The organism is Pseudomonas sp. FW306-02-D09B (assembly GCF_058782685.1).
In genome coordinates this window covers 55049-77049 of record NZ_JBYSXY010000013.1, presented here as the reverse complement: position 1 = coordinate 77049, position 22001 = coordinate 55049, and the positions used below count along the sequence as shown (strand labels likewise).

The window sequence follows — 22001 nt, the reverse complement described above, 5'->3', positions numbered from 1 at the left end:
TTATACCTATAACGATTCGCCTGATGCCCACGACGTTTCATGAGATTCCCCGCAAGCGCCCGACCACGCCCCTGCTCGACCGTGCCAACACGCCGGACGGCCTGCGCCGGTTAGGCGAAGCCGAGCTGGAAACCCTGGCGAATGAGTTGCGCCTGGAATTGCTCTACACGGTCGGTCAGACCGGCGGGCATTTCGGTGCTGGCCTGGGTGTTATCGAGCTGACTATCGCGCTGCATTACGTTTTCGACACCCCGGACGACCGGCTGGTGTGGGACGTAGGTCATCAGGCCTATCCGCACAAGATCCTCACCGGTCGCCGCGAACGCATGGCCACCCTGCGCCAGAAGGACGGCCTTGCGGCCTTTCCGCGTCGTTCCGAGAGCGAGTACGACACCTTTGGCGTCGGCCACTCCAGCACCTCGATCAGCGCAGCGCTGGGCATGGCGATTGCCGCCCGCCTGCAAAACAGTGATCGCAAGGCGATCGCAGTGATCGGCGACGGCGCACTGACCGCTGGCATGGCGTTCGAAGCGCTGAACCACGCGCCGGAAGTCAACGCCAACATGCTGGTGATCCTCAACGACAACGACATGTCGATCTCGCGCAACGTTGGCGGGCTGTCGAATTACCTGGCGAAAATCCTTTCCAGCCGCACTTACGCCAGCATGCGTGAAGGCAGCAAAAAGGTCCTGTCGCGCCTGCCCGGCGCCTGGGAAATCGCCCGTCGTACCGAAGAATACGCAAAAGGCATGCTGGTTCCCGGCACCCTGTTCGAAGAACTCGGCTGGAACTACATCGGCCCGATCGACGGCCATGACCTGCCGACCCTGATCGCCACCCTGCGCAACATGCGTGACCTCAAGGGCCCGCAGTTCCTGCACGTGGTGACCAAGAAAGGCAAAGGCTTCGCCCCGGCGGAAGTCGACCCGATCGGTTACCACGCGATCACCAAGCTCGAACCACTGGACGCTCCTGCCGCCGCGCCGAAAAAAGCCGGCGGGCCAAAGTACTCCGGCGTGTTTGGCGAGTGGCTGTGCGACATGGCTGCGGCTGACCCGCGCCTGGTCGGTATCACCCCGGCAATGAAAGAAGGCTCCGACCTGGTGGCCTTCAGCGAGCGCTTCCCGCTGCGCTACTTCGACGTGGCGATTGCCGAGCAACACGCGGTCACTTTCGCGGCCGGCATGGCCTGCGAAGGCGCCAAACCGGTGGTGGCGATCTATTCGACGTTCCTGCAACGCGGTTACGACCAACTGATCCATGACGTCGCGGTGCAAAACCTCGACGTGCTGTTCGCCATCGACCGTGCAGGCCTGGTGGGCGAAGACGGCCCGACTCACGCCGGCAGTTTCGACCTGTCGTTCCTGCGCTGCATCCCCGGCATGGTGGTGATGACCCCGAGCGACGAAAACGAATTGCGCAAAATGCTCAGCACCGGCCATCTGTACAACGGCCCGGCGGCAGTGCGTTACCCGCGTGGCACCGGCCCGAATGCTCCAATCGAGAAGAACCTCGAACCGATCGAAATCGGCAAAGGCGTGATTCGTCGCCAGGGCAGCACCGTCGCCCTGCTGGTGTTCGGCGTGCAATTGGCCGAAGCACTGAAAGTCGCTGAAAAACTCGATGCGACCGTGGTCGACATGCGCTTCGTCAAACCGCTCGATGAAGCGTTGGTACGCGAGATCGCCGGCAGCCACGAGTTGCTGGTGACCATCGAAGAAAACGCCATCATGGGCGGCGCCGGTAGCGCGGTCAGCGAGTTCCTCGCCCGCGAGAACATCCTCAAGTCGATGCTGCATCTAGGCCTGCCGGACGTCTACGTCGAGCACGCCAAGCCGGCACAAATGCTCGCTGAGTGTGGTCTGGATGAAGCGGGTATCGAAGAAGCCGTACGTCAGCGCTTGCAGCTGCTGGGCCTCTAAATCTCCTGGATGCACACGTCTCCTGTGGCGAGGGGGCTTGCCCCCGCGGGGCTACGAAGTAGCCCCCAAAACCAGCCAACGCGATCCTCCAGCAAGAGCGCGTTGGCTTTTTTACGACGGCTTCGCAGCCGAACGGGGCGGTGCGGCGTTCCGACAAGCCCCCTCGCCACAAAAGCCCTCCACAAAAAGCCCTCAATACTGTGCCCATGAACTTCCCCCGCCTCGCCCTGACGTTGTCGCTTTTGCCTGCCGGTCAGCTTTTGGCCGACACCTTTGAGCGCGAGCAAGCGCTGAAACTGCCGGACGTACTGATCAGCGCCAACCGCCAGGTCGAAGCGCGCAACGACAGCAGCGCCGCCAACACTGTGTTTACCCGCGACGACATCGACCGCCTGCAACCGAGCAGCGTGACCGACCTGCTGAGCCGGGTGCCGGGCGTACAAGTCGCGCAAAGCGGTGGCCGTGGCAGCCTGCCGGGGATCTATATTCGCGGCACCAACTCAGCGCAAACGCTGGTATTGGTCGACGGTCAGCGCATCGGCAACTCGACGTCCGGCGACAGTAATCTGCAGCACCTGAATATCCAGCAGATCGAGCGCGTGGAAGTACTGCGTGGTTCACGCTCGGTGATTTACGGCAGCGACGCGATTGGCGGAGTGATTCAGATCTTTACCCGTCGCGGCGCCGAGTCAGGCCTGCAACCGCGCTTGCACATGGGTTTTGGCAGTCACCAGACCTGGGAGCGCAGCCTGGGCGTGTCCGGGGGCGACGCGCAAACCCGTTTCAACCTCGGTGCCAGCCTCGATGACACGACTGGGATCAATCGCACTCATACGTCCTACCCCAGCGATGACGACCATGATGCCTATCGCAACCAGTCCGTCAGCCTGAGCCTTAGCCATGCCGTCAATGACGATATCGAGGCCGGCCTGAACATCCTCGATAACCGTGGCAAAAACGAATTCGACAACCCGTTCGGTCGCTACGACATCAGCTCCGGCAACAGCGTCCAGCAAAAGCCCTACAACGATTTCACCGTGAGCAGCGTCAGCAGTTATGTCGACGCACGCATCAACGATGCGTGGAAGTCCCGCGTGGAACTGGGCCACAGCGAAAACCGCGAAGAGACCTTCGACAAACTCAGTGACGATCACAGCGTGTTCAACACCTACCGCAATTCGCTGAACTGGCAGAACGACCTGATGCTGAACCGGCAGAACAGCCTGATTCTTGGCGGCGATTGGTACGAAGACCGGGTCAACAGCAGCACAGCGTTTGCCGAAGACAGTCGCTGGAACCGCGCGGTGTTTATCCAGCATCGCTTCCAGGCGGAAAGCTTCTCCACTGAACTGGGTCTGCGCCACGATCAGAATCAGCAATTTGGCGGTCAGAACAGCTGGAGCGGTACCTTCACGCTGCCATTGAACCCGGACAACGACGTGCTGCTGAGCTACAGCGAAGGCTTCCGCGCGCCGACCTTCAACGACCTCTACTACCCGGACTTCAGCAACCCGCACCTGAAACCCGAAACCTCGAAAAGCTACGAGGTACAGTGGCGTAGTCAGCTGAGCGAAACCAGTCGGCTGGAAGCCTCGCTGTACCGCACCGACCTTGAAGACGCGATCATCTTCGGCAGCCATTCGCGCCCGGAAAACATCGCGTCGGCGCAGATCAATGGTTTCGAAGCCGTCCTCAAGCAGGAGTGGTTGGGCTGGCAGAGCAACCTCGGCGTTGCAGTCATCGACCCACGGGATCAAGACAGCGGCCACACCCTGGCCCGACGTGCACGACGGACCTTGAGCCTGGATCTGGACCGTCAGTTTGATCGGCTCGGCCTCGGCGCCAGCTGGCAAGCAGTGAGCGGCAGCTACGACGACAAGGACAACCGTCAGCCGCTGGGCGGTTACGCCCTGCTCGGGTTACGCAGTCGTTGGGCGGCGAGTCACGAGGTCACGCTGGAAATGAAAGTCGATAACCTGCTGAACAAGAACTACAGCCGCGCGCTCTACGAGCATGACGGTAACCAGTACGGGTATCGGGAAGAAGGTCGGGCGTTGATGTTTGGGGTGACGTGGACGCCGCAGCTCTAAAGACCGCCTCGGTCATTTGTGGCGAGGGGGCTTGCCCCCGTTGGGCTGCGAGCAGCCCCAAATTCAGCAACCGGTTCTAATCAGGCACACCGCATCAACTGGATTACGGCTGCTACGCACCCGAACGGGGGCAAGCCCCCTCGCCACAGGTTAACGCTGTGGCGCGATCAACCGGCACAACTTGGCGGTCGCAGCGATCATCTGCCCACTCGGCCGCTCCAGGCCTTTATCCGCCACCAACAGCAATTGCCCTTGAGCCACCGCGGTCATCTGCGGCCAGGCTTTCCAGGCGTCGAGCTGCACCTGGCTGCTGGCAAGGATCACCTGGGGATTACGCGAAAGCACTGACTCCACACTGACCTGCGGCGCTGGCAAGGTCATGTCGGCGAACACGTTGCGTGCACCGCACACCTCAAGCGCATCGCTGATGATCTGCCCGCCGCCCACGGTGTAGAGCGGCTGATCCCAGACCTGATAAAACACCCGAAGCGGTTCTTTGCGCTGATAGCGCTGGCGTAAATCGTCGAGCTGCTTACGCAAATCAACCGCAAGCATGCGCCCACGTTCAGGTCGGCCGAGCTGCTCGGCGATCGCTTCGATTTGGTGGGTCAGTTGTTTGAGGTTATGCGGTTCGGCGACGTAGGTCGGGATCCCCAATCGGCTCAGTTGCTCACGCTGCGCCGGGCCGACACTGCCAGGCCAGAGCAGCAGTAAATCCGGTTTGAGACTGAGCAGGCGCTCAATATCCAGCTGACCGTAACGGCCAACAGAAGGAATGGAGTTGAGTTCTGCAGGACGCTCGCCAGCATCGAGCACGCCCACCAGCAGGTCGGCCGAGCCCAGTTCAACGACGATTTCCGAGAGTGACGGCGCGAGGCTGACCACCCGCTCTACCGCGACCGCCGAGCCACTGACGGCCAGCAGCAGAACCGCCAGCCAACGGCACATCAGCCGAGTTGACGCGGAATACGGTAAAGGTAGAACAGCACCGTGGTCGACAGCGCCAGCAGGACCAAAGGTACCGCTTCGAGGCCGACGAATACCGCTAGAGCACCGATCCAGGCCGGCAAAGCCGCAACAAGGAATGCCTGACGGCGTTTAGCCGCCAGGGCAATCCAGGCAGCGGGTTCTTCCGGGGTATCGAGGGCTTTCTGGGTGGCGATCAAGGCATGTTTGTAGCCGCCGAAAAACCGCAGGCTGACAAACATCGAGGCCACCCCGGCAATGAAAAACGGCATCGCCAGCACCGGCAAAAACGCCTCGCTCTGGCCGAACACAGCGTTGATCACCAGCAGCGGCAGCAAGGCCAGCGCCAGGTATTGCCACCAGTTGACGGACAGTCGCCGCCGGACCTGGCCGCGAGTCACGCCCGGTCTGCCTCGCCCTGATGCTCGTTGCCCATCATATGGTCGAGCTTGCTGGCCTTGGTCGCCAGGTAGAGCTTGTTGTGCGGATTGTGTCCGGTGTGCAGCGGCACGCGCTCGGCAACCACGATGCCCATGTCGGTCAAGGCTTTGACCTTGCGCGGGTTGTTAGTCATCAAGCGCAGGGATTTCACGCCCAGGTGCTCAAGCATCGGCAGGCACATGGCGTAGTCGCGCTGGTCGGCAGCAAAGCCAAGACGCTCGTTGGCTTCAACGGTGTCGGCGCCACCATCTTGCAATTCATACGCGCGGATCTTGTTCAGCAGGCCAATGCCACGACCTTCCTGACGCAGGTAAAGCAACACGCCACGACCTTCGCGGGCGATCGCCTGCAACGCCGCCTCGAGTTGCGAACCGCAGTCGCAACGCTGGCTGAACAAGGCGTCGCCGGTCAGGCATTCGGAGTGCAACCGGCCGAGTACCGGGGCACCGTCGGCGACATCACCCAGGCTCAGTACGACGTGCTCGCGGCCAGTAGCCTCATCGAGAAAGCCATGCATGGTGAATTGCGCAAAAGGCGTTGGCAGCTTGGAAGCGGCGACAAAAACGACAGGCACCGGTGTGCTCCTGATCTGTATGTACTGGAGATTCGCAGAGGCGGCATTGTAACAGCAGGTTCCTATAGACGCTTAGGCTGAATTATCGGCCATAACGATCAAAAAGTTTGATCACTGCCCTGCCGGCTTGGCACTCTCATCAAAGGGGTAAGGTTGTTTCCAGTGTTCGAAGATCGGTTTCAACTGGCCGGTTTTGACCAGCAATGCCATGCGCTGGTCGTACAGCGCCATCAGGGCACGGGCCTGTGGTGTATCGGCGAAACCAAGGTACAACGGCAGTTCGGTCAAGTGTGTGCGTCGGTACAGGGACGGATCCTCAGCCTCCGCGAGCACTTCATTGATTTCCGTCAGCGCGTCGATATAGAAGTCCGCCCGAGCCTGTTTGAGCATCGGCAAGATTCCGGTGCGGCGTTCGATCTGGTTATAGCGGTGGATGTTCGGCAGGTAACTTTCGTAGCGATAGCCACGAACCCAGGCCAGTCGGTACGCCCCCAGAGTCTCCAGAGTCGGTACCGGGTTGCTCGCAAGGCCCAGGGCATAAATATGATCGGAGTCGAAATTCCAGCGGGGATACAGGACCTGATCGGCCTCATTGGAATAGGAGCCAACCAGCGCGTCCACTTCACGACGCTGCACCAGCCCCACCGAACGGGTGTAAGGCACGGTGCGAATATCCAGTTTCACCCCGGCCGGCTCGAACACGGCGCGCAAAATGTCCCAGGCCAGCCCATGGCCATCGGCGGCGGTATAGTCATCCCAGTCCTCGCTGGCCAGATGAATCACGGCCGGTGTCGTCGGCACATCCGCCGCACGGGCGAGCGAACAGAACACCGCAAAAACCAGAACCCACAGCCAGCGCCCGACCATCCCCCAGCCCCTCAATCCATTCGCCCCTCAATCAGCCAATCAGGCGAAATACCGGACCAGCCCCTGCAGCGCTAACCAGGCAAACACGCCTGCCAGCACGTCGTCGAGCATGATCCCGACACCGCCGTGCACATGTCGGTCGATCCAGCGAATCGGCCATGGCTTGAGAATGTCGAAGAAGCGGAACAGCAGGAACCCCGCCAATAGCCAGTACCAACCTGCCGGCACCAGCCACAGGGTGATCCACATCCCGACCATTTCGTCCCAGACGATGCCTTCGTGATCGTGCACCCGCAAATCGTCGGCAACCTTGCCGCACAACCAGAAGCCGAACAGCATCGTGATGCCGAGCATCAGCCAGTAACCCCAGCCGGGCAACATCTGCCATAACGGGATAAAAGGTAGCGCAACCAGCGAGCCCCAGGTGCCTGGCGCCTTGGGCAAGGTGCCCGAGCCGAAACCGAACGCCAGGAAATGCCAGGGATTACGCCAGACCGATGGCGGCACGCGTCCTGCCGGGCTCTGCTTGGGATGATCTGTCACGGTGTCTCCCGAAAATGTTGATAACCCCGGGCTTGCGGGGTGATGTCCTGCCCGTTCGCGTCCAGCAGCGTCACGCCCTGCCCGGCCACGACCCGCCCGACAACGTGAATCGGCCAGCCGTCGGCGAGCAGTCCCGGTAGTTGCGCGGGTGGCAGAGTGAACGCCAGCACATAGTCGTCACCACCACTCAAGGCCGCCACGCGAGCCGCATTCTCACCGAGAAAGCTCACCAGTGCCGTTGACAGCGGCAGCTTTTCGCTTTCGATCAGCAAGCCGACAGCCGAGGCCTTGGCGATATGCCCGCAATCGGCGAGCAAACCGTCAGAGATATCCAGTGCCGCAGTGGCTTTGCCGCGCAACGCCATGCCCAATTCAAGCTGCGGCTGTGGCGACCAATAATGCGCCAACAACGGCTCGGCAACATCGGCGGGCGCGACGCGCTCACCCAACACCAACAACAATGCACCGGCGGCGTTGCCCAGTTCACCGCCCACGCACACCAGATCACCGGGTTGCGCACCGCTACGGGTCAGTGCCTTGCCTGTCGGGACCCGACCAAACACGGTCATGGTCAGGCTCAGCGGGCCGCGTGTGGTGTCGCCACCCACCAGCTGTACACCGCAGTGTTGCGCCATGGCGTTCAAACCACGGGCAAAGGCGTCCAGCCAATCGGCGGTTACCGTCGGCAAAGTCAGGGCAAGGGTAAAGGCAATGGGGGTGGCGCCCATGGCAGCCAGATCGCTGACCGCCACAGCCAGCGAACGCTGACCGAGCAGAAACGGGTCGCAAGGGTCTGCGAAATGCACACCGGCCACGAGCGTGTCGGTGGAAATTGCCAGCTGCTCCCCTGCGGGAACAGCGAGCAAGGCGCAGTCGTCGCCGATTCCCAGGTCAACGCCTTCACCGCCTTGCGCACAAGGCGCGGCGGCAAAGTAATTGCGGATCAGCTCAAACTCGCCCATGGCAATGGCAGTTCAAGCGCCGATCAGCGCTTGAACGCCTTCACTTCAGCTTCACGCAGGCGCGGGGCCAGCTTGTCGAGTACACCGTTGACGAACTTGTGGCCATCGGTGGAACCGAAGACTTTAGCCAGCTCGATGCCTTCGTTGATCACCACGCGGTAAGGCACGTCGACACGCTTGAGCAGTTCCCAGGTGGACAGGCGCAGAACCGCCAGTTCAACCGGGTCCAGCTCTTCGATTTCGATGTCCAGGCATGGCTTCAGCGCGGTGTCGATCTCGGTGCGATGTGCCGGAACCCCGTGGAGGATTTCGCGGAAGTACGCAGCATCGACATCGGTGAAATCGTTATCGACCCGGAACTGCGCTTCGATCTCGTTCAGCGATTGCTTGGCCATGTGCCATTGATACAGCGCCTGGGTCGCGAGCTGACGAGCTTCGCGACGCTTGACGCTTTTCGATGGTTTGCCAGCATCCGCAGGCTTTGGATCGCGCGGGTTGAAACGATCGCTTTCGTCGCTAATCACTTGGCCTCCAACTGCGCCAGCAGGCTGACCATTTCCAGAGCGGACAAGGCTGCTTCAGCACCTTTGTTGCCGGCCTTGGTGCCGGAACGTTCGATGGCTTGCTCGATCGAGTCGACGGTCAGTACGCCGAAAGCGACCGGTACGCCGAATTCCATGGACACCTGGGCCAAGCCCTTGGTGCACTCGCCAGCCACGTATTCGAAGTGCGGAGTACCGCCACGAATGACCGCGCCCAGCGCGATGATTGCCGCGAACTCGCCCTTCTGAGCGACTTTCTGCGCAACCAGCGGGATTTCGAAGGCGCCAGGGGCACGGATGATGGTGATGTCGCTTTCGCTCACGCCATGGCGAACCAGGGCATCAACAGCACCGCTTACCAGGCTCTCGACAACGAAGCTGTTGAAGCGGCCAACAACCAAAGCGTAGCGGCCTTTGGGGGCGATGAAGGTACCTTCGATGGTCTTCAGGGTCATTCGACAAATCTCTTAAAGAGCCGGGACGCGTTCAGTACGCGTCCCTCAGTGATATTTGAACCGCGAACAAGGGGGGTGAAAAACACCGGTCTTTATTCGGAGGGCACGTATTCTACAACTTCCAGATCGAAACCGGATATCGCATTAAATTTCATTGGCGCACTCATCAGGCGCATTTTGCGTACACCCAGGTCACGCAGGATCTGCGAGCCGGCACCGACGATGCTGTAGGTGGTCGGTTTTTTCGGCTGTGCGTGGTCGGCGGTTTCGCGAATATGCGCCAGCAACACGTCGCCATCGAGCGGGTGACCGAGCAACAGCACCACACCGCTGCCAGCCTCGGCAACCGCGGCCATGGCGGCGCGCAGGCTCCAGCGGCCTGGCTGCTTGACCATCAACAGGTCGCGCAGCGGGTCCATGTTGTGCACGCGAACCAGGGTCGGTTCTTCGGCGCAAATGGTGCCCAGGGTCAGTGCCATGTGCACGTCGCCTTCCACTGAATCACGGTAGGTCACCAGGTTGAACTGGCCCAGTTCGCTGTCCAGCGGCTGCTCGGCAATCCGCTGAACGGTACGTTCATGGATCATCCGGTAGTGAATCAGGTCGGCGATGGTGCCGATCTTGATGTTGTGTTCGGCGGCGAAGGTTTCCAGCTCGGCGCGACGGGACATGGTGCCGTCGTCGTTCATCACTTCGCAGATCACCCCGCTCGGCTCGAAACCGGCCATGCGCGCCAGGTCGCAAGCGGCTTCGGTGTGGCCGGCACGGGCCAGGGTGCCGCCGGCCTGCGCCATCAGCGGGAAGATGTGGCCGGGGCTGACGATGTCTTCGGCCTTGGCGTCTTTGGCGGCGGCCGCTTGCACGGTGCGCGCACGATCAGCCGCAGAGATACCGGTGGTGACGCCGACGGCGGCTTCGATGGACACGGTGAACTTGGTGCCGAAACCGGAGCCGTTGCGCGGTGCCATCAATGGCAGCTTGAGCAGCTCGCAGCGCTCGCGGCTCATCGGCATGCAGATCAGGCCACGAGCGTGCTTGGCCATGAAGTTGATGTGTTCAGGCTGGCAGCACTCGGCGGCCATGATCAGGTCGCCTTCGTTCTCGCGGTCTTCGTCATCCATGAGGATGACCATCTTGCCTTGGCGGATGTCTTCAACCAGTTCTTCGATGCTATTGAGCGCCACGCGGCACCCCCCTTCTTTCAAAAATTGAGTTTCAGGAATTGAGGTAGCCGTTCTCGGCCAGAAAGCTTTCGGTAATGTTGCCCTTCGAGGATTCTGCGGCCTTGTCACCCAGCAATAGACGCTCCAGGTAACGGGCCAGCAGATCGACCTCAAGGTTGACCCGGCGACCTGGCTGGTAAGAGGCCATGATGGTTTCGCTCAGGGTATGCGGAATGATCGTCAACAAGAACTCGGCGCCATCGACCGCGTTCACCGTCAGGCTGGTGCCGTCAACCGTGATCGAGCCTTTATGGGCGATGTATTTGGCCAGGTCTTTCGGCGCACGAATGCGGAACTCCACGGCACGGGCATTCTCGGTACGCGCAACCACTTCGCCGACGCCGTCGACGTGACCGCTGACCAGGTGCCCACCAAGACGGGTGGTCGGGGTCAAGGCTTTTTCCAGGTTGACCGGGCTGCCGCTTTTCAGGTCATTCATGGCGGTGCAGTCGAGGGTTTCGCGACTGACGTCCGCTGCAAAGCCATTGCCCGGCAGTTCAACCGCTGTCAGGCAGACGCCGTTGACCGCGATGCTGTCGCCGAGCTTGACGTCGCTCAGGTCGAGCTTGCCGGTTTCTACGTGAACCCGTACATCACCACCTTTTGGGGTCAATGCACGGATGCTGCCGATGGATTCGATGATGCCGGTAAACATGGAGTCCTCCTCGAGAACTGGGCCAGTGCTGTAGCAATGGCCGAGAATTATACGCTCGCCGATGGCATGGGGATGGCAGTGACTCGCCAGTCATCGCCCACCGCGCGAATTTCTGTGATTTTCAGCTCCGGCGCATCCTTCATTTGTGCGAGTGGCCAGTCCAGCAATGGTCGCGCCGTGGAGCCGAGGAACTTGCCCGCGATGAAGATCTGGAATTCGTCCACCAACCCTTGCTGGGCAAACGCTCCAGCCAGACGCGGGCCGGCTTCCACCAGCACTTCGTTGACGCCCCGGGCGGCGAGTTCGAGCAGCAGCTTGCGCAGGTCGACCTGGCCATCATCGCCGGGCACGATCAGGCATTCGGGGCCGTTGGCGTACTGCTCTTCCACCGCGACACAGGTAGCGACCAGCGCCGGGCCAGCCTTGAAAAACGGCGCATCGAGCGGCACGCGCAGGCGGCCGTCGATCAGCACGCGAAGCGGCGGGCGGCTCATGGCGAGCGCAGTTTGCTCGGCATCCAGACCCAACTCGTCGGCACGCACGGTCAAGCGCGCATCATCGGCCAGCACCGTGTCGGCACCGGTCAACACGACGCTGGCCTGAGCCCGCAGACGCTGCACAGCCGAGCGGGCGGCGGGACCGGTGATCCATTGGCTTTCGCCACTGGCCATGGCGGTGCGACCGTCTAGGCTCATTGCCAACTTGACCCGCACGAACGGCAAGCCGTGTTCCATGCGCTTGAGAAAACCTTCATTGAGCTTGCGCGCCTCGCCTTCGAGCACGCCGCTGCGGGTCTCGATGCCCGCCTGCTCCAGACGCTGCAGACCGCGGCCAGCGACTTCCGGGTTCGGGTCCTGCATCGCCGCAACCACTCGCGCCAGGCCAGCGTTCACCAGCGCATCGGCACACGGCGGCGTGCGGCCATGATGGCTGCAAGGCTCCAGCGTGACGTAGGCGGTGGCACCGCGGGCGTTTTCGCCGGCGGCGCGCAAGGCGTGGACTTCGGCATGCGGTTCGCCGGCGCGCACATGCCAGCCTTCGCCGACAATCTGCCCGTCACGCACGATCACGCAGCCCACCCGAGGGTTGGGATGGGTGGTGTAGTGACCTTTGCGCGCCAGTTCCAGCGCGCGCGCCATGTAATGGGCGTCGAGGACCTGTTGTTCCGGGGATATGCTCATTCTTTTACCGGCTCACGGGCCAGGCGATCGATCTCTTCGCGGAACTCGTTGAGGTCCTGGAAGCGGCGATACACCGAAGCGAAACGAATGTAGGCGACTTCATCGAGCTTTTGCAGCTCGGCCATCACCAGCTCACCGACCACGAGGGATTTGACCTCGCGCTCGCCGGTCGCTCGCAGTTTGTGTTTGATATGGGCCAGCGCCGCTTCCAGGCGCTCGACGCTTACCGGGCGCTTCTCCAGCGCACGCTGCATGCCGGCGCGAAGTTTTTCTTCGTCGAACGGCTGACGGCTGCCGTCAGTTTTGATCAGGCGCGGCAACACCAGTTCGGCAGTTTCGAACGTCGTGAAACGTTCACCGCAGGCCAGACATTCGCGCCGGCGGCGCACCTGTTCGCCCTCGGCGACCAGACGCGAGTCGATGACCTTGGTGTCGTTGGCACCGCAGAAGGGACAGTGCATGGTGGCAGGCAACAAAAAAAGGGAGGGCCATGGTAGCGCATCCCACTGGCAAGACAAGCCATAGGGTTTGCGGTATACAGACGGGCTACACTGTCTGATCGATGGATTTCATTTTGCTGGAGCCGCAAATGCCGCTAAGACCGCTTGTTTTACTCAGTCTCATCGGCCTGTTGGTCGCGTGTAGCAGCGCACCCAAACCGGCGGCACCGACTCCGGGCCCTGCACCGCAGATGGCCCAGAAAAAAGCCCAGGCCTCAGCCGACCTCGGACCGCTGCCCGCGTATCAACGGGAATTGAGCGGCACCTTGCAGGGCGTGCCAGCCGGCGCCGAGGTTGAACTGGCGCTGCTGGTGATCGACGAACGCTCCCGGCCGCAGCAATTGCTCGCCAGCGCCAACCTGATCGGCAACAACAAGGCTCTGCCATTCCATCTGCGATTCAATCCCGACTCGTTCCCGGTCGGTGCACGCGTCGAACTGCGGGGTCGCGCCAGCCAGTCCGGGCAGTTGATCCTGCACCTGCCGGCGCAACGCATCTTTGAGCCGAAGACCCAGGCCCTGGGCCAATTGCAGTTCCTCAAAGCGCCATGAATGCACCGCTCGACCTGCAACAGGCGTTAAGTGAACTGCTCGGCGATGCACAGCTGGTCCGGTGTCCATTGCCTGAGACCACGCTGAAACTCTGGCTGATCGACGGCGACAACATGGACCGCGCCTTCAGCCCGGAAGAAACCCGGCGCATTCTGCACGAGCCACCGTACTGGAGCTTTTGCTGGGCCAGCGGCCTGGCGATGGCCCGTTACCTGGCGGAGCATCCGCAGTGGGTTGCCGGCAAGCGCGTGCTGGATTTCGGCGCCGGCTCCGGGGTGGCGGGGATTGCAGCGGTCAAGGCCGGGGCGCTGGAAGTGGTGGCCTGTGATCTTGATCCATTGGCAATTGCAGCCTGCCGGGCGAATGCCGAACTCAATGACGTCGAGCTCAGCTACTCGACAGACTTTTTTGCCGAGGCCGATCGTTTTGATCTGATTCTGGTGGCCGACGTGTTGTACGACCGGGCCAACCTGCCGTTGCTCGATGAGTTTCTCAGCCGTGGCCGCGAGGCGTTGGTGGCAGATTCACGGGTACGGGATTTCCGTCATCCGTTGTATCAGCGGCTGGAAATGCTTGAGGCGATGACATTGCCGGACCTGGCAGAACCAGAAGAGTTTCGGCATGTGAGCCTGTACCACGCCAAACGTACTTGATCGTTCCAGCCCGTAGCAGCTGTCGAGCCTGCGAGGCTGCGTTCGGCTGCGAAGCAGTCGTGGAATCAGGCAGCACGTTTTTTCAGGCAGTCCGTGTACCCGGGATTTACGAGGACTTCGTCCTCGAACGCAGCCTCGCAGGCTCGACAGCTGCTACGGGCGTTGGAGCAGAAAGTTGTGTAGATACTTATGCCCGTCGCCGCCAGCCCTTATAGTTCTCCCATTCACGTTTCTTCGAGATGCCTCATGAGTCAAGACACGCCGTATATCTTCGACGCCACTACCGCCGATTTCGACCAGTCGGTGATCGAGAACTCGTTCCACAAGCCGGTGCTGGTGGATTTCTGGGCTGAATGGTGTGCGCCGTGCAAGGCGCTGATGCCGATGCTGCAATCCATCACCGAGAGCTATCAGGGCGAGTTGCTGCTGGCCAAGGTCAACTGCGACGTCGAGCCGGACATCGTTTCGCGCTTCGGTATTCGCAGCCTGCCGACAGTGGTGCTGTTCAAGGACGGTCAGCCGGTGGACGGCTTTGCCGGCGCGCAACCCGAATCCGCTGTCCGCGCACTGCTTGAACCGCATGTGAAAATGCCACCGCCGGCCGCTGCCGACCCGATTGAACAGGCTCAGGCGCTGTTCGACGAAGGTCGTTTCGCGGATGCCGAGGCCACACTGAAAGTGCTGCTGGGTGAGGACAATACCAACGCCCGCGCGTTGATCCTCTATGCGCGCTGCCTGACCGAACGTGGCGAGCTGAGTGAAGCCCAGGCCGTGCTCGATGCGGTGAAAAGCGATGAACACAAAGCGGCACTTGCCGGCGCCAAGGCGCAAATCAAGTTTCTCGGCCAGGCCGCTGACTTGCCGGATGTCGCCGACCTGAAATCGCGTCTGGCGCAAAACCCGCAGGACGATGAAGCCGTCTACCAACTGGCGATCCAGCAACTGGCCCGTCAACAATACGAGCCGGCACTGGACTCCCTGCTCAAGCTGTTTATCCGCAATCGCAGCTACAGCGAAGGGTTGCCGCACAAGACCCTGCTGCAAGTGTTCGAACTGCTGGGCAACGATCACCCGCTGGTGACCGTTTACCGCCGCAAGCTGTTTGCAGCGCTCTACTAGGCCTGCTCGATCCAACTATAGAGCGGCGTATCCCCGCCGCTCACGACCTTGACCTCCGGGCTATGGCGCAAGCGCACCAGCAGACGTTTGCCGGCGACGGTGTTGCCGGTCAAACCCTGCAGTTGCTCCAGCAGGTCCGGCCCCGTCAATTGCCCGGACTTGCGCAGCAGATCCTTGGCGAGTTGCCACAGCAGCTCATCCTGATTGACCGGTTTGACCACCGGATCGGCCACTGCTGCACCGTTTTCTGATTTGCTTACCTGCAACTGCGCGCCAAGCCTCGCCCAATCCCCATCATCCAGCTCCAGGGTCAAATCCACCGGCCAATCGCCGATGCTTCCACGAATGCGCAACATTGGGCTTTCCTCAGGTTTATGACGAACATGCTCCCATGCGTCTTGCGCAACGCCAAGCGGACAGTCAAACTCTCGCCATTATTGTTATAAGATTACATAACAAAATTTTCATCTTCCTTCCCGGAGAGAGTCCATGCGCCGTCTGTTACTCGCTTTGCCGTTTGCCCTGTTGCCGCTGGCTATCGCTCAGGCCGCTGAAGTTCATGATCACGAACATGAACACGGCAGCCTGGGCGCCCACGAACACGGCGTCGGGCGCTTGAACGCGGCGCTGGACGGTCAGACGCTGGAACTGGAGCTGGAAAGCCCGGCGATGAACCTGGTGGGCTTCGAACACGTTGCCAGCACTGATGCAGACAAGGCCAAAGTCGCCGCCGCCCGTGCGCAGCTGGAGAAACCGCTGGTGCTGTTCAGCCTGCCAAAAGCCGCCAACTGCGTAGTCAGCCAGCAAGAACTGAAGAGCCCGCTGTTCGGTGACAAACCGGATGCCGATGATCATGACGACGATGACGACCACGCGACTGACGGTAAAGGCGCAGCCGCCGAAGAGCATCACCACGATCACAGCGAAATCCACGCGCACTACCAATTCACCTGCGCCGCCCCTGGCGCGCTGAAGACCCTGGACTTGTCGCAAGTGTTCACGACCTTCCCCGCGACGCAGAAAATTCAGGTACAACTCATCAGCCCAAGCGGCCAGCAAGGGGTTGAAGTGACCTCCAAAGCTGCTGCCCTGAAATTCTGATCCACCACAAATCCCGTAGGAGCAAGGCTTGCCCGCGATGAACGATGATGCGGTTTTAAAGGTAGACCGCAGCGTACTCATCGCGGGCGAGCCTTGCTCCTACAGGACCTCAATCTCCATGAAATCGGCGCTATGACCCAAGCACTCATCGAACTGTCAGACCTGGGCTTCAGCTGGCCCGGTCATCCGCCTTTACTGGATATCCCGGCGTTTCGCCTGGAGCCCGGTGAAACGCTGTTTCTCAAAGGTCCCAGCGGCAGTGGCAAGACCACCCTGCTCGGCCTGCTCGGTGGCGTGCAGAAACCCAATCGCGGGAGCATTCGCCTGCTCGGCCAGGAGCTGACCGAGCTGTCGGCCGGCGCCCGCGATCACTTTCGGGTCGACCACACGGGCTACATCTTCCAGCAGTTCAACCTGCTGCCGTTTCTCTCGGTGCGCGAGAACGTCGAGCTGCCGTGTCACTTCTCCAAACTGCGCGCCAGCCGTGCGATTCAGCGCCACGGCAGCATCGATCAGGCGGCAGCGACCTTACTCGCGCACCTGGGGCTCAAGGATGAAAACATGCTCGGTCGCCGTGCCGATTCACTGTCCATCGGCCAACAGCAGCGGGTCGCCGCTGCCCGCGCGCTGATCGGCCAGCCGGAACTGGTGATCGCCGACGAACCGACCTCGGCGCTGGATTACGACGCCCGCGAGGCATTTATCCGTTTGCTGTTCGCCGAATGCCGCGAAGCCGGTTCCAGCCTGCTGTTCGTCAGCCACGACCAGAGCCTGGCGCCGCTGTTCGATCGTCACCTGTCGCTGGCCGAACTCAATCGCGCCGCCACGCCGCTCGAGGTCTGAAATGTATTTGTTTCGTCTAGCCATGGCCAGCCTGGCTAACCGCCGCTTCACCGCAATCCTCACCGCGTTCGCCATCGCCCTGTCGGTCTGCCTGTTGCTGGCGGTGGAGCGGGTGCGCACCGAAGCCAAGGCCAGCTTTGCCAGCACCATCAGCGGCACCGATCTGATTGTCGGCGCGCGCTCAGGCTCGGTGAACCTGTTGCTGTACTCGGTGTTTCGCATTGGCAACGCCACCAACAATATCCGTTGGGACAGCTTCGAGCACTTTGCCAACAACCCGAAAGTGAAATGGGCAATCCCGATTTCCCTCGGTGACTCGCATCGCGGTTATCGAGTGATGGGCACTACCGACGCCTACTTCCAGCATTACCAGTACGGCCGTCAGCAAAACCTGCAACTGGCCAGCGGTCGGGCGTTTGCCACGGATCCGTTCGAAGTGGTGCTGGGTGCCGAAGTGGCCGATGCGCTGCATTACAAGCTCGGCGACAAACTGGTGCTGGCTCACGGCGTGGCGGTGATCAGCCTGGTCAAGCACGATGACAAACCATTCACTGTGGTCGGCATCCTCAAACGCACCGGCACCCCGGTCGACCGCACGTTGCACATCAGCCTCGGCGGTATGGAGGCGATTCACATCGATTGGCACAACGGTGTGCCGGCTCAGGGCAACGGTCGTATCAGCGCCGATCAGGCGCGCAACATGGACCTCACGCCGCAAGCCATCACCGCGTTCATGCTCGGCCTCAACAACAAGATTTCGACCTTCGCCGTGCAACGCGAGATCAATGAATTCCGTGGCGAGCCGATGCTGGCGATCTTGCCGGGCGTCGCCTTGCAGGAACTCTGGAGCCTGATGGGCACCGCCGAAAAAGCGCTGTTCGTGGTGTCGCTGTTCGTAGTGCTGACTGGGTTGATCGGCATGCTCACAGCGATTCTCACCAGCCTCAACGAACGTCGCCGCGAGATGGCAATCCTGCGTTCGGTCGGCGCCCGACCGTGGCACATTGCAACGCTGCTGGTGCTGGAAGCCTTTGCGTTGGCGCTGTCTGGAGTGGTTGCGGGTCTGGCGCTGCTGTATGTATGCATTGCCGCCGCCCAAGGCTACGTGCAATCGACCTACGGCTTGTACCTGCCGTTGGCCTGGCCAAGCGAGTATGAATGGACGCTGCTCGGTGGCATCCTGATCGCCGCGCTGCTGATGGGCAGCGTGCCGGCCTGGCGCGCCTATCGCCAATCGTTGGCCGATGGTCTGTCGATCCGTTTATGAGGACACTGAAAATGCTCCGCGCTCTGCCTGCGCTGTTGATGCTGGTCGCCCTGCCCCTGTGGGCGGCCGCACCGAAAGACCTGACCTGGGCGGAAATGATCCCGCCCGACGCGCCGGCAGAAGTGCCGAACATGAAACCGCTGCACGACCTGTCGCAGATGAGCAGCGCGTTGTCCGCCGAGTCCGCGCCAGCGGCCAAGCAAGACATGCCCAATGCGCCGGTGGTGAAAAGCCTCGACGGCAAGAATATTCGCCTGCCGGGTTACATCGTGCCGCTGGAAGTCAGCGAGGAAGGTCGCACTACCGATTTTCTGCTGGTGCCGTATTTCGGCGCATGCATCCACGTACCGCCTCCGCCGTCGAACCAGATCGTCCATGTTAAAAGCAAGGGTGGAGTGAAGCTCGACGAGCTGTATCAGCCGTACTGGATTGAAGGAGCAATGCAGGTCAAAGCGTCGAGCAGCGAATTGGCGGACGCCGGGTATCAGATGGATGCGGACAAGATCTACGAGTACGAATTGCCGGAGTGAATCAGGTAGTTATTCGTTGCCCGTGATGACGCCATCGCGGGCAAGCCTTGCTCCTACGGATAGCGGAAACCTGTAGGAGCAAGGCTTGCCCGCGAAGCGGTCGCAGAAGGCTCCCTGACTCAAACTCCATCACTGTTTCATTGAGCTGAGTCAAAAGCGCCGTTCCTGACGCTTCGTACCATTGGAGATACAGAATTTGAATCTTCCTTTGGAGCCCCCATGCACAAGTCATTGCTCAGCGCGTCCCTCATTGCATTCGCGCTTGCAACCCCCTTCGCCCAGGCCCATGAAGCCGGTGACATCATTGTTCGGGCCGGTGCAATCACCGTAAACCCGACAGCCGGCAGTTCCAGCGTCAAAGTTGATCGCGGTCCATTGGCAGGTGCCGATCTGGGTGGCAAGGCGACCATGGACAGCAGCACGCAGCTGGGCCTGAACTTCGCGTACATGCTCACCCCCGATATCGGCATCGAGCTGCTCGCCGCCTCGCCGTTCCAGCATGACGTAAACCTCAAAGGCACCTCCCTGGGCGCGGCCAACGGTAAGCTCGGCACCCTCAAACACCTGCCGCCGACCCTGAGCGTGGTTTACTACCCGCTCAACAACAAGTCTGCATTCCAGCCGTATGTGGGCGCCGGTATCAACTACACCTGGATCTACGACGAAAAGCTCAGTAACGAAGCGCAAGCCAACGGCTTCAGCAACTTCAAGACGAAAAACTCCTGGGGCCTCGCATGGCAGGTCGGTGCCGATTACATGCTGACCGACCACATCATGCTCAACGGCCAGGTGCGCTACATCGACATCGACACCACCGGCTACGTGGACAACAACGCAGTCGCCCCCGGCACCCGCGCCAAGGTCAACATCGACGTGGACCCGTGGATCTACATGGTGGGTCTGGGTTACAAGTTCTAAATCCGCCGCATGAAAAAGGCGCCTCGAAAGGCGCCTTTTTCATGACTGCGAAAAACTCAGCGTCCCAACAACCGCGCCAGCCCGACGCTCATTGGCGTCTGCTCGGGAAAGGTGAAGCGCTGCAACAGACGCTGGTTGTTCGCCCGCGAATGGCGGATGTCGCCGGAGCGTGCCGGGCCGTAGGCAATCGGTGGCAACTGCCCCACCACTTCCTCCAACGCCTGGAGCATTTGCTTGAGGGTCGTCGCCTGGTTCCAGCCGACATTCACCGCGCCCACTTCAAGCGTCGGCATTTCAATCGCCTGCACCAGCAGGTCGACCAGGTCTTCGACATAGACAAAATCGCGGGTCTGTTCACCGTCACCGAACACGGTGATTGGCAGGCCTTTCTGCGCCCGCTCGCTGAAAATGCTGATCACCCCGGAGTACGGCGATGACGGATCCTGCCGCGGACCGAAGATGTTGAAGAAACGGAAAATCGCCGGCTCCAGACCGTGCTGCCGACGGTAGAAGTCGAGGTAGTACTCGCCTGCCAGCTTGTCTGCGGCGTACGGCGTGAGCGGCGCCTTGGCGGTCTCTTCGTCGATCGACTCGCCTTCACCGTTATTGCCGTAGACCGCTGCGCTTGAAGCGAACAGCACGCGCTTGACGCCGGCCTGACGCATCGCTTCGCAGACGCTCAAGGTGCCGATGAAATTGCTCTGGTGAGTGCGCACCGGATCATCCACCGACGCCTGAACCGACGCCACGGCGGCCAAATGCGCCACCGCGCTGCAACCGAGCATCACCTTTGCCACCAGCGCAGCATCGGCGACGTCACCTTCGATCAGTTCGACCCGTGGATTGTCCAGTGGCAGGTTGCTGCGTTTACCGGTGGACAGGTCGTCGAGGATGCGCACCGAATGCCCCTTGGCGAGCAAGGCGTCAGCAAGGTGCGAACCAATAAAACCGGCACCGCCGGTGATCAAAACAGGGCCATCAGCCATGACGATAAAACCTATCCAGTAAGCCCGGGAGCGCTGCGCGCCAGGCGCGTGGCTTGATCCCGAAGGTGTGCAGAATTTTCTTGCAGGCGAGTACCGCATGCTGTGGTTCTTCGGCGGCATCCGGCCGTGCGGCGTGAGCCTGCGCGGTCGGTGCTTCAATCGCCAGCGGGTGCAGATTGCGCGCTTCGGCGAGGATCGCCTGCCCCAGCGCCAGCGGCGTGGTCGCCTCATGCCCGGCGTAATGGTAAGTGCCCCACAGTGGCGCTGCGCAATCGAGTTGCTTGAGCACCGAAATGATCACCCGCGCAGCATCGTCCACCGGTGTCGGGTTGCCACGCCGGTCATCGGCCATCAGCAGTTCTTCAGGCAGTTCGGCACGCGCGAGGAAACGCCCGAGGGTGCCGTCGACGCTGTCATCGAGCAACCAGCCAAAACGCAGCATCACATGTTGCGGGCAGGTCGCGCGCACGCTTTGCTCGATACGCCACAAGGCCTGGCCACGCAGCCCCAGCGGCACCGGTTCGTCTTTTTCGCTGTAGGCCGTCGCCCGCGAGCCATCGAATACCCGATAGCTGGAAGGCTGCACCAGGACAATATTGTGATGCTGGCACAGTTCGGCCAGCCGCTCGACCGCCCGCTCCTGGGCAGCCAAGCGCGCCTCGGCCACGCTCTCCGCCTGAAACCAGTCGAAGTAGTAGGCGAGATTGATCAGCGCATCGGGACGAGTGTCGTCGAGCAGCTGCGTCAGGCTTGCGGCGTCCCAGCCGTCTTGCGGTGGACGGGGGGCGAGGAAACCGATGTCTTCCTCTGCACCGAGGCGAATCAGCGCCTGCCCAAGGGCATTTCCGCCACCCAGTAACATAAGGCGCATTCGCATAGAGTCAGCAGGCCCAGTCTGTTTGGAACGATGATTTGATCGGCAAGCCCGCAGGCGTTGCCGTTGAGAATTGCCAGAATCGTTGCATTTTGCGGGTTTAAAGCGCAACCGTCACTCGTAAAGTGTAGATCCTCAGGTTTCACACCCGCTCATTTGGGTAAACGGGCTTGTTGTGGCGAGGGGGCTTGCCCCCGTTCGACTGCAAAGCAGTCGCAATCCAGTGGACGCGGTGTAC

At 61.3% G+C, this 22001-nt stretch carries 25 protein-coding genes; 10 read left to right on the top strand and 15 right to left on the bottom strand.

All coding sequences use genetic code 11. The features are described 5' to 3' along the window. Window positions 1-23 precede the first annotated feature (23 nt). Together dxs and AC3WK5_RS20880 are read left to right on the top strand one after the other, a co-directional pair. A complete protein-coding gene (dxs, locus tag AC3WK5_RS20885) occupies window positions 24-1922 on the top strand; it encodes a 1-deoxy-D-xylulose-5-phosphate synthase (protein ID WP_103318315.1) in 1899 nt (632 codons plus the stop codon). Between the two features lie 206 nt (window positions 1923-2128). Further along, window positions 2129-4012, top strand: coding sequence for a TonB-dependent receptor domain-containing protein (locus tag AC3WK5_RS20880; protein ID WP_103318320.1), 1884 nt, complete (start codon window positions 2129-2131; stop codon window positions 4010-4012). A 150-nt stretch (window positions 4013-4162) separates the two neighbouring features. Here the strand turns inward: AC3WK5_RS20880 and AC3WK5_RS20875 are convergent, their stop codons facing one another. From AC3WK5_RS20875 to nrdR, 12 genes are all read right to left on the bottom strand, one after another. Beyond that, on the bottom strand, window positions 4163-4960 hold the full coding sequence (locus AC3WK5_RS20875) for a cobalamin-binding protein (RefSeq protein ID WP_371919122.1): 798 nt from the start codon (window positions 4958-4960) through the stop codon (window positions 4163-4165). Then, complete coding sequence (locus AC3WK5_RS20870; protein WP_103318325.1) at window positions 4960-5379, bottom strand: MFS transporter; 420 nt, start codon at window positions 5377-5379, stop codon at window positions 4960-4962. The genes AC3WK5_RS20875 and AC3WK5_RS20870 overlap by 1 nt, the downstream gene beginning before the upstream one ends. Continuing rightward, window positions 5376-5993, bottom strand: coding sequence for a GTP cyclohydrolase II (gene ribA / locus AC3WK5_RS20865; protein WP_019693842.1), 618 nt, complete (start codon window positions 5991-5993; stop codon window positions 5376-5378). Before ribA ends, AC3WK5_RS20870 begins: the two co-directional genes overlap by 4 nt. A 111-nt stretch (window positions 5994-6104) precedes the next feature. Continuing rightward, window positions 6105-6860, bottom strand: coding sequence for a substrate-binding periplasmic protein (locus AC3WK5_RS20860; RefSeq protein ID WP_103318327.1), 756 nt, complete (start codon window positions 6858-6860; stop codon window positions 6105-6107). A 39-nt stretch (window positions 6861-6899) separates the two neighbouring features. Continuing rightward, window positions 6900-7403: a phosphatidylglycerophosphatase A family protein gene (locus tag AC3WK5_RS20855; RefSeq protein ID WP_054594243.1), complete on the bottom strand. Its 504-nt coding sequence runs from the start codon at window positions 7401-7403 to the stop codon at window positions 6900-6902. Continuing rightward, a complete protein-coding gene (gene thiL, locus AC3WK5_RS20850) occupies window positions 7400-8365 on the bottom strand; it encodes a thiamine-phosphate kinase (protein WP_103318329.1) in 966 nt (321 codons plus the stop codon). The genes AC3WK5_RS20855 and thiL overlap by 4 nt, the downstream gene beginning before the upstream one ends. A gap of 23 nt (window positions 8366-8388) precedes the next feature. Beyond that, complete coding sequence (gene nusB / locus AC3WK5_RS20845; protein WP_019693846.1) at window positions 8389-8889, bottom strand: transcription antitermination factor NusB; 501 nt, start codon at window positions 8887-8889, stop codon at window positions 8389-8391. Beyond that, window positions 8886-9362: a 6,7-dimethyl-8-ribityllumazine synthase gene (gene ribH / locus AC3WK5_RS20840; RefSeq protein ID WP_003228649.1), complete on the bottom strand. Its 477-nt coding sequence runs from the start codon at window positions 9360-9362 to the stop codon at window positions 8886-8888. Before ribH ends, nusB begins: the two co-directional genes overlap by 4 nt. 92 nt (window positions 9363-9454) lie before the next feature. After that, on the bottom strand, window positions 9455-10546 hold the full coding sequence (ribBA, locus tag AC3WK5_RS20835; RefSeq protein WP_054594246.1) for a bifunctional 3,4-dihydroxy-2-butanone-4-phosphate synthase/GTP cyclohydrolase II: 1092 nt from the start codon (window positions 10544-10546) through the stop codon (window positions 9455-9457). A 31-nt stretch (window positions 10547-10577) separates the two neighbouring features. After that, a complete protein-coding gene (locus tag AC3WK5_RS20830; RefSeq protein ID WP_054594247.1) occupies window positions 10578-11240 on the bottom strand; it encodes a riboflavin synthase in 663 nt (220 codons plus the stop codon). A gap of 47 nt (window positions 11241-11287) precedes the next feature. Beyond that, entirely contained in the window at window positions 11288-12421 is a 1134-nt protein-coding gene (gene ribD / locus AC3WK5_RS20825) for a bifunctional diaminohydroxyphosphoribosylaminopyrimidine deaminase/5-amino-6-(5-phosphoribosylamino)uracil reductase RibD (RefSeq protein WP_103318331.1), read from the bottom strand. Next, entirely contained in the window at window positions 12418-12882 is a 465-nt protein-coding gene (gene nrdR / locus AC3WK5_RS20820) for a transcriptional regulator NrdR (protein WP_054594249.1), read from the bottom strand. The genes ribD and nrdR overlap by 4 nt, the downstream gene beginning before the upstream one ends. Before the next feature lie 128 nt (window positions 12883-13010). Between nrdR and AC3WK5_RS20815 the strand changes: the two genes are divergently transcribed. From AC3WK5_RS20815 to trxA, 3 genes are all read left to right on the top strand, one after another. Continuing rightward, window positions 13011-13472 carry a hypothetical protein gene (locus AC3WK5_RS20815; protein WP_054594250.1) on the top strand — a complete coding sequence of 154 codons (462 nt, stop codon included), beginning with the start codon at window positions 13011-13013 and terminating at the stop codon, window positions 13470-13472. Next, entirely contained in the window at window positions 13469-14125 is a 657-nt protein-coding gene (locus AC3WK5_RS20810; RefSeq protein WP_054594251.1) for a class I SAM-dependent methyltransferase, read from the top strand. Before AC3WK5_RS20815 ends, AC3WK5_RS20810 begins: the two co-directional genes overlap by 4 nt. A 246-nt stretch (window positions 14126-14371) precedes the next feature. After that, window positions 14372-15244 (top strand): thioredoxin, encoded by an 873-nt coding sequence (trxA, locus tag AC3WK5_RS20805; protein ID WP_103318333.1) that lies wholly within the window; start codon window positions 14372-14374, stop codon window positions 15242-15244. Here the strand turns inward: trxA and AC3WK5_RS20800 are convergent. Then, window positions 15241-15600, bottom strand: a complete 360-nt coding sequence (locus AC3WK5_RS20800; protein WP_103318336.1) for a hypothetical protein — start codon at window positions 15598-15600, stop codon at window positions 15241-15243. The two genes, trxA and AC3WK5_RS20800, sit on opposite strands and share 4 nt — an antisense overlap. Before the next feature lie 133 nt (window positions 15601-15733). Between AC3WK5_RS20800 and AC3WK5_RS20795 the strand changes: the two genes are divergently transcribed. The 5 genes from AC3WK5_RS20795 (at window position 15734) to AC3WK5_RS20775 (ending at window position 19903) form a co-directional block, all read left to right on the top strand. Further along, window positions 15734-16345, top strand: coding sequence for a DUF2796 domain-containing protein (locus AC3WK5_RS20795; protein ID WP_103318338.1), 612 nt, complete (start codon window positions 15734-15736; stop codon window positions 16343-16345). A gap of 132 nt (window positions 16346-16477) precedes the next feature. After that, entirely contained in the window at window positions 16478-17188 is a 711-nt protein-coding gene (locus tag AC3WK5_RS20790; protein ID WP_103318340.1) for an ABC transporter ATP-binding protein, read from the top strand. Between the two features lies 1 nt (window position 17189). Further along, window positions 17190-18455: an ABC transporter permease gene (locus AC3WK5_RS20785; RefSeq protein WP_103318342.1), complete on the top strand. Its 1266-nt coding sequence runs from the start codon at window positions 17190-17192 to the stop codon at window positions 18453-18455. Window positions 18456-18466: 11 nt separating this feature from the next. Then, window positions 18467-18985 carry a DUF3299 domain-containing protein gene (locus AC3WK5_RS20780; RefSeq protein WP_103318344.1) on the top strand — a complete coding sequence of 173 codons (519 nt, stop codon included), beginning with the start codon at window positions 18467-18469 and terminating at the stop codon, window positions 18983-18985. 219 nt (window positions 18986-19204) lie between these two features. Then, window positions 19205-19903, top strand: a complete 699-nt coding sequence (locus AC3WK5_RS20775) for an OmpW/AlkL family protein (protein ID WP_103318346.1) — start codon at window positions 19205-19207, stop codon at window positions 19901-19903. Window positions 19904-19959: 56 nt separating this feature from the next. Here the strand turns inward: AC3WK5_RS20775 and AC3WK5_RS20770 are convergent, their stop codons facing one another. Together AC3WK5_RS20770 and AC3WK5_RS20765 are read right to left on the bottom strand one after the other, a co-directional pair. Further along, on the bottom strand, window positions 19960-20889 hold the full coding sequence (locus AC3WK5_RS20770) for an NAD-dependent epimerase/dehydratase family protein (RefSeq protein WP_103318348.1): 930 nt from the start codon (window positions 20887-20889) through the stop codon (window positions 19960-19962). Continuing rightward, a complete protein-coding gene (locus tag AC3WK5_RS20765; protein ID WP_019693861.1) occupies window positions 20882-21766 on the bottom strand; it encodes a sugar nucleotide-binding protein in 885 nt (294 codons plus the stop codon). The genes AC3WK5_RS20770 and AC3WK5_RS20765 overlap by 8 nt, the downstream gene beginning before the upstream one ends. Window positions 21767-22001 lie beyond the last annotated feature (235 nt).